Genomic DNA, 13,769 nt, shown 5'->3' with positions numbered 1-13,769 from the left:
ATGTTGATGTGAGTTTATACTAACGCAATATATAAAAATTACTTAGTTATTCTCTATTTATAGGTACTTCTACTGAAATTGTAGTTCCTTCCTCAATTTTGGAATTCACTTCTATTGTTCCACCCACAAAACCGGCTCTTTCTTCCATATTCAGAAGGCCATTACCACCGCCTTGAATTTCCAGGTTCTTCATATCGAAACCTTTGCCATTGTCTTTGATACTGATATAAAGACATTCAACATCATGTTCTAAGTCTACTGTAACCTCCTCTGCATCAGCATATTTTATAGCGTTGTTGACGGCTTCCTGTACAATTCTGTATATATTCGTTTCAATATGTCTTTCGAATCTCATATTGAAGTCTGTCTTATTATTAAAGTAGACAGTGACATCTGACAGCCTGCTTGTCTCGTTCGCAAATCGTGTCAACACCGCATTAATTCCGTAGTCACCTAGTGTGTTTGGAGATAAATTGAAGGAAACTCTACGGACTTCGCGGATAATATTTTTAAGTAAATTTCTCGATTCTTTAATTTTATTAGCAGATGATTTCGTCGAACTGCCGTCAAAAGATTCCAAACTGAACTTCAATGCTGTCAATAGCTGACCGATGCCGTCATGAATATCTTTTGAGATTCTACCTCTTTCTTCCTCTTGTCCTTTTAAGATTAATAGAGAACGTTCCTTTTGTGTTTCAATATGCTTATCAATCTCCTCCTGATTAATTTCTTTTGATCTTTCCTCCGCTTCTTTTTCTTGTGTCATATCTCTACCGATAAGAACAATTGTAGGTTTTGGTCCATGCAGCATTGTGATGGTAGCTTCAATCCAAATATAGTCACCTTCGCTGTCTGTGAGTTGAAGTGTACCGACCCAAGTTTCTTGACTTAATGCAGTTTCAAGCACTTCCTGAATCATTTCTTTTTTATAACCTTCAGAAGTCAGCCAGTGGAAAATATTTTTAGGGTGATCACCAAATTCTACTTTTAAGATATCTAGCAAAGCATCAGATACATAAGATATTTCACCTGTTTCAGTAGATTTAGCGAGAAGGACATTGAGTTTTTCCTCCTTGTCTTTTGACTCTGAAAGGAATTGATAAGATTGACCTAATGATCTGTAAAGCTGATCAATTTCACTGATTTTTTCTTGCGTCTCTCTTTTTGCTTTCTCCAGTTCATCAAATGTTTTTCTAATTCTTCGTGCAGTAGGGCGGAATACATACCCCAACTCAAAGAAGAGTAATATCAGAGTAATAATAAACAGGATCAAGGATGTATTTTGGATGTCATCTAGTTTTTTGTTAGCATCATCTGAATAGACGCCTACTAGTAAATCCATGTTTGTTAAATAGAAGGCTTCATTAGAAAGTACATCGTCACTGATATCAGAAGTTTCAAAGTTATTGTCTCTCAACGCTTCTTCTACATCATCCACCATTTTTGAATGGAAGGCATCTACTTTTTCATAAAGTTCAGTCGCTTTTTTCAGAGAAATTGAATTATCGATTTCATCATTATAATTCCCTAATTCTTTATGTGCGATTTTCCACTCCGCTAAAGCCGTTTTTAATTCATTTAAATAAGGAGTCTTTTTCTCTTGTTCGAGTAGTAATACACATTTTGTGATTTTCTGGCTCAACATTCTCTGTTTACCGGCCATGTTGATTAAATCAGCATCGGCATTCTGCTTGTGTGAGAAAGAGTGAAAAACAATCTGTGATACGCTTATTAGAAAAATAATGGCGGTAATAGCTGTAAAGTAAAGCGTCCAAAGCTTTTTCAGGCTAAGCTGTTCGATTTTAGAAGCTAGTGTAAAAGGACTTTTAGTTTGTTCCATATTTTAGATGTAGTAAAAAGTAGTTTAGTTTAAAACACAATCGAGCCATAAGAGCATGTTTGAAATATATATCAAACATGCTCTAATATAATTAGAAACCTGAACTTTTATAAGTGCAGGTTCTAATTTTATAAATAAGGTAAGGAAACGATAAACGTGGTTCCTTCATTTTGATTACTGATACATTCTACCTTGCCTTCCATGCTGTCCACGTATTTTTTTACAATGGAAAGGCCTATTCCTGTAGATTTTTCTCCACCTGTAGGTTTTGGACCCAACGTCTGGAATTTCTGATATAACTTCTTCTGATCCTCCTCAGTCAACCCAGGTCCCTGATCCTTGATTCTCACCTGTACAAAGTCTTTTACTTTTTCAACGCTCACCGTAATGGTAGTCTGAGAAGGAGAAAACTTAATGGCATTTGAAATAAGGTTTTCATAGACTTGGATACTATGTTGTCTGTTTGCTTCAATCAGACCGTCTGAAAGTAGGTTATAACTCAATTCAATATTTTTCCTTTCCGCCACACCCGTAAAGTCATTCACCACTTGATCAAGTACCTCAGAAACAGAGAAAATATCTTTTTCAGCTTCTTTGTTGACCTTGCTTTCATTGTTTTCAGAAACCCTAGCGTCCAAAATTTCTTCAATCATTTTATTCATACGGTGCATGGCATTCAATGAGCCAGAGACACAAAGCTTTTCATCTTCATCCAAGTTGGTGTCGTCCGTGTTCAGCATACTTAATAAGGTGATTGAACTAGAAAGAGGGTTTCTTAAATCATGTGCGACTATACTTAATAAGTGGTTTTTATCATTATTAGCATCTTCCAGTTCATGATTTTTTTCTTCAATCAATTCCTTTTGTTCAATAATATGATTGTTGGCTTCTTGAAGCTGTTTTTTCTTGTTGTTGATGTTTCTATACGTTTTTGCGTTTTGCAATGCGATACGGATATAGATCGCTAAGTTTCTTAAGAGGTTCAATTGATAACTATCAAAAGCATTGGCCTCAAAAGATTGAATAGTGAAAACACCAATAGGTTTTTTGTGTTTGGCCACCAATGGAATATAAATGATGGACTCAGTGTTTTTACCTGCAATGGGCTGTAACACCTCTTTCACATAATTTCTATGGTCGGTACTGAATTTCTGAATAAAGAACTCCTTTTTCTGATCAAAACACATGACCGCCAATCTCATTTTATCTTTCAATTCAAAAGACTGATCTTTTATAACTTCATCATGTTCATAGATATAAGGGAAGTCCAATGAATCTGTTTTTTCATTGTAAAGAGCAATACCAAATACTGGCGTTTTAATTAAACTGCTGATGCTCTTATATGCCGTTTCAATAATTTCCTCTAGAGCTAGTTTTGAAGTAATATCCCTACCAATACTACTCAAATGTTCGAGGTCTTTGTATGCCTTTTTCAGTGATCTCGTCTGCTCATCAATTTCTTGATTCTGGTTTTCAAGTTTCTGATTTGATCTTTTGACAAGGTTATTGAAATGGAATAATGTTACCACCAATAATAGAGTCAGTGATAAAGTGACAACCAGTATATTTCTAATAGTATTTTGCTGTGAAATCTCTAGTTCCTTCTGAGTAAGGCGAAGTAATCGAATTTCAGATTCGATGGTCAAAAGCCCAATTTCTCTTTGTTGATTTCTCAGTGTGTCGATTAATCCATCTTCCTGAATAGATAAATCCCAAATCAGATCTGTTACTTTATCACCAAGGTATTTTCGGATAAGTTTGTTGATCTCTAATCTGAACTGAGGGTCTTCACTCGCTTTTGTCAGAGGTGCCAACCACGAAGAACGATGCGGTAAGGTGATGCCAAGCCCTTCATTTTCTACTTGATAAAAAATTTGTCGATGCAATTTTAAACCTTTTGAAAGTGCATAAGCATAATTGGAGAGTTGCGTATAGCCCCAAGTATCATTTCCCTCTGCAATTGAAGTGATAAGGTCTTCAGAGGTTGCGGTATAAGAATATTGAAGTGCAGGAAGAGTAGTACTTTGTAGCTTCAGTAAGTTTCTTTCGAAAGTGGAGTTTTTAATCGTTAGAGCTTGTAGAGATTGAAGAGCATTATTAAAATTTTCCTGTTTTTGAAATAGAGGGACATTCTCAGAGGAAACAATGATCTCAATATCTGGCATGTAGCTCGGCAGGTAATCAATATTATTTTTTCTTTCAGTTGTAATGGTTACTCCCGACATCCCAAAATACCCATCAGGACTGGTCTTCATTTTTTTATAAAGTTCATCCCAAGAGTCTAAAGGCACCCATTTGATATTAATGACTGCTTGAAGTTCCTTTCTTTGCTGACGGATTAAATTCGAAAACATTTCATATTCAATTCCAGCCATTCCACCTGTTGGTAATGAATAGACAAAAGGTTTGTTTTGAATATAAAAAACAGTGATGTCACCCTTTTTTGTTTCTTTGATTTGTTCCCAAGAAGACTGACCTGAGACTGATAATGATAGTCCGAATAAAAATAGAATTAAAAAATATGTTGATCTCCCCATTGCTCTTTTGAATTGATTCTTCAAAATTATTCAATTCAACTTAAATTAACACACTTTTTTTGCCTTAAGTTGAAGATGCTTCTCAATCAGTACATCTATTTGTAATTATTGAAACAAATATCTCAATTCCCTCTTTTTTCTGACGTATATTTACACTTTTGTACGACTTACGACTAATAAACTTATATGGAATCATTTGGATTATACCTTCAACTCGGATTAGAACACATTACAGATGTCAATGGATATGATCATATCCTGTTTATTTTGGCGTTAATGGCCTCATTTAACTCCAATTATCTGAAGCAAATTCTAATACTTGTAACAGCGTTTACGCTCGGACACTCTGTTACCCTTGCTTTGTCAACTTTAGACATCGTTTCTATAGATCCAGACTTGATAGAAACCTTGATTCCTGTAACCATTATCATTGTATGTATTTCCAATTTATTTAACCTTGGAAAAGAAAAAGGTAAGTCGTCTTATTTTAAAGAGAAAAAACCTATTAAAAGATATTTTGCAGAAGCTACAATTTTCGGCTTAATTCACGGTCTAGGTTTTTCAAATTACTTGAAATCCTTATTAGGCAGTGAAGAACAGATTTGGGAACCACTTTTAGCGTTTAATGTAGGTTTGGAAATTGGTCAGCTTATAATTGTATTCATCTGTTTATTGCTCAATGCAATTATGTTGAGGTTAACAATGTGGCATCAAAGAGACTGGAACTTATTCCTTTCAGGAGGTGCATTTGTCTCTGCAATCATCATCTTAGTAAATTAATATAATGAAGAAGCAAAAAGTAAATAATAAAACAATAGTATCTTACCCTAAAACGCCTGCATTTTTTGCATTAGGGTTGTTTGTATTTATCCTTATTGCCATCACAATTGGCACTGTGAGATGGATGAATCTTGGAGGGTTTGAATGGTATAAATTATTATTACTATTGTCTACTTCGTTCATTACATTATTCATGTTTGTAAGAATAATGTTTGTGTATAAAACCGTCAGTTTCAAAGGAAATATAGTTACTGAAAAATACCCATTAAGGGTCGGGTCTTCTTTCGAAACAGACCTTACTAAATACCTTCTTTTTTGGGAAGTAAAAAAGAAAACAGTAGGGAAGAAGCAGTTTGATGTGTTGGTTCTTCAAACTAAAATTGGACAACCTATCATTATTTCGAACAGAGAAATGACAAATTTTGCTGAAGTAGTAAAATTCATGGATTCAAGATTTAAAAAATATCATGTTTCCAAAGTGAAATAAATGATGTGTGATTATTTAAGTACTGTGGCAGAAGAAAAGGGATGATTTTAGTTTAATATTTTTTATTCTAATCAAGGCAGATTTGCAGAGCATAGCTTAGTTACGCGATAAAAATCTAACGAAGAGTAGGATAAAAAAGATAAGATAAAATTTACCTTTACTTTTGTCACAGTACTTAAGTACTAAGACAGAAGAAATAGGACTATTTAAGGTAAGATAAAATGTCAGTTTGCTTTTGTCTTTGTACTTATGTATTTTAAATATAATAAACAGGACTTGTTGATCAACGAAGTCCTGTTGTTGTTTAAATACCACCTAACTATTTTTGATTGAATACTAAAACCGAAATACTTTCTATAGTCTCTCTGATTTTACTGACTGTTTTACTCCTATTTCCATCAACAAGACTTTTAGCAGGTTTGGGATTGATGATTGAAGCTTTAATTCTTCTTCTAATGCTTTTTAGTGTCAAAAAATCTAATCCTTCTTATTTTGTTTTGCAAAAATTGCATGATCATGTGTTTGTGTTTGATCAAAATTGGAAATTGATGTTTACCAATGATGGAAGGGCATTAAAAACGACGTTGAACAGTACACTTTACCCAATTACAAATGAGATAGTTCATAATTTGAAAAAGGATAAACTCCAACCAAGCTCATACAACTATTATGAATATCAGTTTGGTAGTGAGGCCTATGAATTAAAGTCTATTGCCATTGAAAATGATAATGTTTTAGTGCTTATCAAAAACACCACTGAACTAAAACGGAAGGAACAGAGGCTGTCTAATATGAATCTTGAACTTGAAGAATTACTTTATGTCAAGAAGAACGAATTAAACTTAAAGAAAGAGAAGTTCAGAACTATTTTTGATAAGTCCTCAGATGCTTATTTTTTATTGGACAGTCAATTCAATATTTCAATTTATAATCAGAAAGTCTTCAGCTTGTTTGGTGAGGTGACAGAGATTTCCTTTTACAATTGGCTGAATAAACATTCTCCAAAAGAGCAATCCAAAGGAGGGAAGTCGATTGATCTATTTAAGTCCATGCAGAAAAGTTGTGATGCCCAAGGTGAACTTCGTTTTGAATGGCAATTTTTTACATCGGATGGAGAAACATTTTCTACAGAGATCAGCCTTACTTTATTACCACTTTCACAGCAGGTCGTTTATTTTATGATCATCAGAAATATGATGGATCAGAAAAAAATCGAAAGCGAATTAAGGAAGAACCTTGAAAGAGAAAAGGAACTGAATGAAATGCGCTCTAAGTTTATTTCTATGGCTTCTCATGAATTTAAAACACCTTTAGCTACCATCATGACCAATATGGATATTCTGGAATTGGCATTGAAAAAGAAGGCCATGAATTTCAGTGATCTCAAAATTGATAAATATATTGCAAGAATGCGCTCGGAGTCCAAAAGGTTGAATCTGTTATTGGATGAGGTATTGCAGTTAGGGAAAATTGAAGCAGGGAAAACGCCTTTCTCACCCAAAAATGTTTCTATTTCACAATTTGTAGAGGACTACCTTATTGAATTTAAAAGCAGAACTTCTCCTCCGCAGGAAATTATTTTACAAAAAGAAATTATTGCAGACGCCGTTTGGATTGATGGTATTCTGATGGGGCATGTACTGGATAATTTACTGACAAATGCCATCAAGTATTCCGACAAAGAAGTTTACCTAAGGTTATTTGCCTCTTCAGATGCATTAAGAATAGAAGTGGAAGATCAAGGCATCGGTATCCCTCTTTCTGATTTTTCTAATCTCTTTGAGTCTTTTTTTAGAGCGAGTAACACAGAACATGTGCAAGGTACAGGATTAGGCCTTGTTATTGCCAAAGAATTTGTGGAAATGCATGGAGGTGTGATTGTGTGTGAGTCCGAAGAAGGAAAAGGTTCTGTTTTTAGGATCGCGATTCCATTAAACTAAACAATAGCAAAAATGAGTGATGAAAACCCGGATTTAGGAAAAGAAGATATTAAAAGCCTTTTAGTCAAACTTTCAGTTCCAGCCGCAACTGGAATGATGGTCATCGTACTTTATCAGATGGTAGATACATTTTTTATTGGCCGATGGGTAGGAGCATTGGGTATTGCAGGAATTTCTGTGGTTGCTCCCCTAGTGATGCTGATTCAAAGTATTGGTATGGCCATAGGAATGGGTGGGGCATCATTAATAGCAAGAGCTTTGGGTGGACACGATCCCAAAAGAGCGGTGAAAATTTTAGGCAATCAAACCTTATTGACTCTTGACTTAACCTTGATTGCAGTTGCAGTCGGTTTTCTTTTTGAAGAACGGTTACTATTGTTTTTTGGTGCAAATGGGGATATTTATTCTTATGCTCAAGAATATTATGCCATAGTGATTTGGGGAATGCCTTTCCTGACTTTGTCGATCATGAGCAATAATGGTATTCGTTCAGAAGGAAAAGCAAAGAAAGCGATGATGGCCATGATTGTGCCGGGGGTAACGAATATTATTTTAGATCCCATTTTTATTGCAGGGCTAGGAATGGGCATGAAAGGAGCGGCAATAGCCACATTGTTTTCTTACGTTTTCGGTTTTCTTTATATAGCGTATTACTATTTGTTTCAAGATACAGTTCTCAAATTTACAAGAGCGGCATTTGTCTGGGATGCAGAAATTATCAAAGAAACTTTAGCTTTGGGAACTGCTTCATTTGCAAGGCAGGGTTCATCAAGCATCATTGCAATATTGCTCAATCATATCTTATTTGATTATGGTGGAGAGATAAGTGTTGCCGTTTACGGTATCATCAGCCGATTATTTATGCTGGCTACTTTCCCAATCATCGGGTTAGCTCAAGGATTCCTTACAATATGCAGTTTTAACTTTGGATCAAAAGATTTTAAAAGGGTAAGAGAAGTGATCTATGACTCCATAAAATATGGCATCATTATGAATACGATTATTACAATTCTGATCTTCTTCTTTGATACAGAATTGACCTCTCTCTTTACCAAAAACAATGAATTAATAGAACAGAGTATTCCAGCTATTTACGGAGTAATGCTTTCATTACCTTTGATCAGTATTGGGGTGATTTCAAGTATGTTTGCTCAGGCGCTAGGAAGAGCAAAAGATGCCCTTTTATTGACTTTGAACCGTCAAGTTTTATTTAGAATCCCTATGGTAATTCTGTTTTCCTATTTCTGGGGATTGAAAGGAACATGGGCGTCATTTTTTGTGTCAGATATTTGTTCAATTATCGTTTCAGGGTATTATATGAAAGATAAAATGAGTAGATTAAGCAATTATATTCAAAAAAACGAACCCAATAAAAATGAGTAAACTCAAAGACAAAATTATTCATGAAGTAAAAAAGACATTTTTAGTTACCTCTTATTTTGCCATAGGTTTTAATCTTCTAGTCCTTTTGGTCGGACTGATGGTCAAAGATGTAGAATTAAAGATTGGTTATTTTGGCGCCGCCACATTTTCAGCTGCACTTATAGGTAAAATAGTAGTCATTCTTGAAACCGTCGGCATTGATTTAAAATTAGGCAGGACGAAGCTATTGAACGTCGTGATTATGAAATCATTGCTCTATACAGTGGTGATTTTTATGGCTATCGTATTAGAGGATATTATAAAAGGAATGGTATCAGATGACCTTACTTTCAGAGAGGCTTTACACCACTTGATAGCATCTTTCAACTCTAGCTTTTTTATGGCCCGATCGATCTATATGTTTGTCCTTTTTGGTCTCTATCATTTTATTTTTGAAGTGGATAAGTTTATGGGTACTACAGAACTTTTTGATATGGTGTTTTCAAGGTTTTATAAACCGAAAGAAAAGGAATATGTGGCATTATATGTAAGATGGAATTATGGTGTTCAAGAAATCAACGATCAGCTTACAGCACTTCAAGAATATACACATCAGGTCAATCAGATTCTGCCTAAATACCAAGGAACTATAGCATCTTATGATCTTGATGGAATGTTGTGCTTATGGGAAAACACAAAAGAATATAATTTCTATGATCAAGGTGTTTCTTTTTTCAGGCAAATATTGCAACTGCCTCATAATTTCAAAATTCAAAATATCAGAGGCGGTATTACCAAAGGACCACTCGTGGAAGCTGAAATTGGAGGCTTTTTAAAAAAGGAAATTCTAAGAACAGGTGAAATCATTGATGAAGTGAAGAAAGTTTCTTTACAAGAAACGGGAGTGCCTTTGAAAGAAGTGTAATAGAATATCTCTTATCACATTTTCAAAGTATTACTTCCAATTTAAACTCATAATTCTGGCACAAGTGTTCAACCGTTAGGTGTCGCTTGTGCCTTTTAATTAGTAAAATCTCTAAAGATTCTATCCAACCGAATAACAACTCTATCTCACAATAATGTAGATCAACAAGATTTCTTCCCCAAAAAAGATTTATAGAGGGGTGATTTTTCTTTCAACTTACAAAACTTTTTTATTTGAATAATCCTTCACTTTTAGAAGCGAAAATGCCTTTTTAGTACTCAAAAACGTTATAAATAGCCTATTTTGTGATAATTACACTTCTTGAAGGATAAAAAAATACCCCCTTAAAACTCGCAATTTTATCCCTGTATATTGGAATTGATCTTTATATGTTTGCACCATAAATATTTTTCAACGAAAATGAAAAGCTACAACAAATCGTAAATTCTGAAATTTTAAATGCATACTTCTTTTAATTATGACAGCTCTCAAATTAAGAGATAACTAATTATTGAATAAATAAATTAATCGGCTTCTTTATTAAAGCCAACTTCCTAAGTCGAATACCTATTGAATACACTGCAGGGTAGGATATGGTTATTCACTGTCTACACTTTTTTTGTGGGTCGTCCACATATTCATAGTACTTGGAATAAAGTAAACGGGTATTCTATCTTTTCTTCCTATTCTTCGTTAGGTTCTGATGACGTAGCGACAGCAATACGTTATAGGTCTGCTTTGATTGGGCTGAAAAATAAAAACTAAAATAGCGTGCATCACGACCGAAGTCATGGGCAAGTGATACTGACTCCATCAACACTGAAGTGTTGCCTACGTTACTAACCCTCAAGACTTCAGTCTTGATCAGGTTGGAATATCACCTACCCATAGTTTTAACTATGGTGTACGAAACATCCCTTTATTTCTTTCCAGATACTTCTTCACAGCAAAAATTACAATTAAAATGATTAACTGTTTACTTAGACTTCAATCTATTTTCATGATTGTTTGTTTGGTATTAATGGCCGGAAATGCAAGAGCGGCCACTCCAGAACAAACTACTTTTACATTTAAAGTTCCAAGTTGTGTAGGTACTAAAAGTGCCACAGCGTGGATCGGAAACCGAGTTGTAGTAATGATAGAAGGAGAAACACCTTCGAGTAGATCTGCAACAACAATGAATAGAGTCCTTAATATTTTGGATGCAATGGATGCCAAATTCGTTGAGTTTTCAGGACTTTCCAACCTACCAATGCAATCTAGTTATAGAGGATTGCCTGTCATCGAAATTGTAGTTGACAACTGCGGTTATGGTGGATTAGCATACCATGGTACAAGAGGTATGTCTACTGGAAAAGTATTGTTCGATGAAATATACAATGCGGCAAACAGTGGTGGAAATGCCATTCATCAAGTATTCCTTTATGAAACAGCAAGAAACTTTTACCTGACTCGTTTCAATAATAAGTTCGACTGGGTGATGAACGACAACTCATCCAATTGGGGTTGGTGGACTGTTGGGTTTAACAATGCTCAAGCAGTTATGATTCCCACATCATTAAACTATGAACTTCTTTATTATGGTCAAAGCCTTGCTCAATTTAGAGAAGGGATGGTCAGCAAGTTTGAGTATTACTTAAACAACACTCAGTACAATTTTGACAATACATGGAGAAAAGATCGTTTGCCATGGAGACAGCAATCTAGTGTAAATGACCTTATGACAGGTATGATCATCTATTCTTATGAGAACTTTGGTGGAGATGCTTGGATTAAGCAAGTATACCGTTACCTAGAAAGTAATGTGGTGAGCGACCGTTCAAGTAGAACTTCATATCAAGAATGTAGAGACAATGTCTACAAGATTTGGAGTTTATCTGCTGACCGTGATTTAGTAAATTTCTTTGAGAGAGATATGCGTTGGGTGATCAGTTCTTCTGCAAAATCTTGGGTTAGCAACCGACTGGGTAACAATGGAGGTGATAACGGAGGAGGAGACAAAGAAGGTATTTCTCCTAAAAGCGGAACAGTGCTTCAAACTTCGCAAGTAAACTTCACTTGGGATTATGATGGAGATTATCATTGGATGTATGTTGGCACAACAGCAGGCGGTACTGAAATCTTAAATAGTCAACAAATCTCTACAAAATCATTGACAGTATCTAACCTTCCAAAATCAGGAACAATCTATGTGCGTCTTTGGAGTCAAAACAGTGGAAACTGGGCTTATCAGGACTTTACTTATACGATGAATGTCGGTGATGTTGTTGTTCCTCCTATTGACGGTATTTTACCAAGAGAAGGAACTGTACTTACATCCAACTCAGTAGAATTCAAATGGGATATTGAAGGCGATGCACATTGGTTATATGTGGGTACTTCAGCAGGAAGTACTGATATTTTGAATTCAGGGGGAGAATTTACAGCTAAGCAATACACCGTAAGTAACCTGCCAAACAGTGGTTCCATCTACGTTAGACTATGGAACAAGATCAATAATAATTGGGCTTACAATGATTATACTTACACAATGAGTGTAGATAATGGAGGTGACAACGGAGGTGATAATGGTGGAGAAACTTGTCGTTGGGTACTTCAAAGCGGAAATGCTTTAGATATCGGCGCTTTCCAAGATATTATATATGTGGTTGGTACTGACAACTATCTCTATCAATCGAATGGTAGTAATGGTTTTACTTTGGTTGACAATACAATGGAACTGAAAAGAGTAGATGTTGGTCAATCAGGGGTATGGGCTGTAAGTACTGATAATAGAATATACCAATATGTCAATAATGCATGGGTGTATAGAAAAGGAATCGGAGTTGATATTGCCGTTAGCAACAATGTATACACTATTGGATCAGATGGTAAAGTCTATAAATATTTAGGCGATGGCTGGTCACGTGCTTACGGTACAACTTTAGGTACTGATATTGCGGCAACGGACGATGACCGACCTTGGATCAGAGGTACTGACGGCTATGTTTACCAATGGCTAGGAAGCAGATGGGATAAAAAAGGTACGCTTAAAATTAAAGACATAGCGATCAATGCAGCAAAAGATGAATTTGTAGTAGTAGATGAAAACAATTCCATTCAAAAATACATAGGAAGCGGTAGCTATGAGGTGATTTCAGGTGCAGGATCAAGAATATCGATCACATCAGATTCTAAACTTTGGACTGTTACTTCTGCAAATAAAATTACCAACTACACTTGTGATATGTCTAACTTGAGTAGTTCAGCAAGAGTAAGAGGAACAGAAGAAACGTTGTTTGATAAGGTAACATTTTATCCAAACCCGGTCAACAATGGAATATTAAACATCAAAGGATTGCCATTGAATAAGGACGCTACCATTAGCATATCCAATCTTCAAGGACAAGTTATTTATAATAAAAATACAACAACTTCAGAAATAGTGTCACTTTACTTAAATGAAAACAGTTTACCAAAAGGTATTTATATTCTTCAGATCGAAATGTTAGAAGAGGTAATTACTACTAAACTAAAGGTGAATTAATTTTTTAGAAGTACAGTCAAAAATAAATCATAGTTAATTCTAATTTGTTTTTTGTGAGTACAACGCTAAAAAACGTATTAATAGTGGTTCTATTAAAAGTTTTTTGAAGGCAATAATCGCAAAACATAAATAAAATTAGTATGAGATAATTTTGAATTTGTACTTATAATCCACAGCGCACACTTGAGGGAGTAGTCACTTTTAGTGGTTATTCCCTATTTTTTATTCAGCAATTTTAAATGGAAGAACTAAGTATATGACAAAAATTGATTGAACAGCATTTCTAGCTGTTCATAAAATTTATTTTGTAGGCATTGAGAAAGTTTCTCTAAGCCATATTTAAATAAACTTTTGGCTTTCCTTCCATGAGAT

At 34.9% G+C, this 13,769-nt stretch carries 9 protein-coding genes; 7 read left to right on the top strand and 2 right to left on the bottom strand.

Translation table 11 applies throughout. The annotated features are described in order from the left end of the window. Positions 1-46: 46 nt before the first annotated feature. On the bottom strand, positions 47-1,840 hold the full coding sequence (locus HHU12_RS22720) for a sensor histidine kinase (RefSeq protein ID WP_169659036.1): 1,794 nt from the start codon (positions 1,838-1,840) through the stop codon (positions 47-49). A 128-nt stretch (positions 1,841-1,968) separates the two neighbouring features. Then, positions 1,969-4,377, bottom strand: coding sequence for an ATP-binding protein (locus HHU12_RS22715; RefSeq protein ID WP_169659035.1), 2,409 nt, complete (start codon positions 4,375-4,377; stop codon positions 1,969-1,971). A gap of 186 nt (positions 4,378-4,563) precedes the next feature. Between HHU12_RS22715 and HHU12_RS22710 the strand changes: the two genes are divergently transcribed. From HHU12_RS22710 to HHU12_RS22680, 7 genes are all read left to right on the top strand, one after another. Then, on the top strand, positions 4,564-5,157 hold the full coding sequence (locus HHU12_RS22710) for a HupE/UreJ family protein (protein ID WP_169659034.1): 594 nt from the start codon (positions 4,564-4,566) through the stop codon (positions 5,155-5,157). Between the two features lie 4 nt (positions 5,158-5,161). Further along, positions 5,162-5,644, top strand: a complete 483-nt coding sequence (locus HHU12_RS22705) for a hypothetical protein (RefSeq protein ID WP_169659033.1) — start codon at positions 5,162-5,164, stop codon at positions 5,642-5,644. A 329-nt stretch (positions 5,645-5,973) separates the two neighbouring features. After that, positions 5,974-7,584, top strand: coding sequence for a sensor histidine kinase (locus HHU12_RS22700; RefSeq protein ID WP_169659032.1), 1,611 nt, complete (start codon positions 5,974-5,976; stop codon positions 7,582-7,584). Between the two features lie 12 nt (positions 7,585-7,596). Next, positions 7,597-8,967: an MATE family efflux transporter gene (locus HHU12_RS22695; RefSeq protein WP_169659031.1), complete on the top strand. Its 1,371-nt coding sequence runs from the start codon at positions 7,597-7,599 to the stop codon at positions 8,965-8,967. Next, positions 8,960-9,871 (top strand): hypothetical protein, encoded by a 912-nt coding sequence (locus HHU12_RS22690; protein ID WP_169659030.1) that lies wholly within the window; start codon positions 8,960-8,962, stop codon positions 9,869-9,871. Before HHU12_RS22695 ends, HHU12_RS22690 begins: the two co-directional genes overlap by 8 nt. Before the next feature lie 570 nt (positions 9,872-10,441). Next, complete coding sequence (locus HHU12_RS22685; RefSeq protein ID WP_169659029.1) at positions 10,442-10,636, top strand: hypothetical protein; 195 nt, start codon at positions 10,442-10,444, stop codon at positions 10,634-10,636. A gap of 199 nt (positions 10,637-10,835) precedes the next feature. Continuing rightward, positions 10,836-13,397, top strand: coding sequence for a tectonin domain-containing protein (locus tag HHU12_RS22680; protein WP_169659028.1), 2,562 nt, complete (start codon positions 10,836-10,838; stop codon positions 13,395-13,397). Positions 13,398-13,769: the final 372 nt, after the last annotated feature.

The organism is Flammeovirga aprica JL-4 (genome assembly GCF_012844305.1).
Lineage (GTDB): Bacteria > Bacteroidota > Bacteroidia > Cytophagales > Flammeovirgaceae > Flammeovirga > Flammeovirga aprica.
Note: the sequence above shows the minus strand (reverse complement) of the source record. Positions and strands in the feature narration are given on the sequence as shown.

Bases quoted from the DNA above. Each gene is read 5' to 3' on its own strand.
- HHU12_RS22690 (WP_169659030.1), top strand. From the start codon at position 8,960: ATGAGTAAACTCAAAGACAAAATTATTCATGAAGTAAAAAAGACATTT.
- HHU12_RS22680 (WP_169659028.1), top strand. From the start codon at position 10,836: ATGATTAACTGTTTACTTAGACTTCAATCTATTTTCATGATTGTTTGT.
- HHU12_RS22705 (WP_169659033.1), top strand. From the start codon at position 5,162: ATGAAGAAGCAAAAAGTAAATAATAAAACAATAGTATCTTACCCTAAA.
- HHU12_RS22695 (WP_169659031.1), top strand. From the start codon at position 7,597: ATGAGTGATGAAAACCCGGATTTAGGAAAAGAAGATATTAAAAGCCTT.
- HHU12_RS22720 (WP_169659036.1), bottom strand. From the start codon at position 1,840: ATGGAACAAACTAAAAGTCCTTTTACACTAGCTTCTAAAATCGAACAG.
- HHU12_RS22710 (WP_169659034.1), top strand. From the start codon at position 4,564: ATGGAATCATTTGGATTATACCTTCAACTCGGATTAGAACACATTACA.
- HHU12_RS22715 (WP_169659035.1), bottom strand. From the start codon at position 4,377: ATGGGGAGATCAACATATTTTTTAATTCTATTTTTATTCGGACTATCA.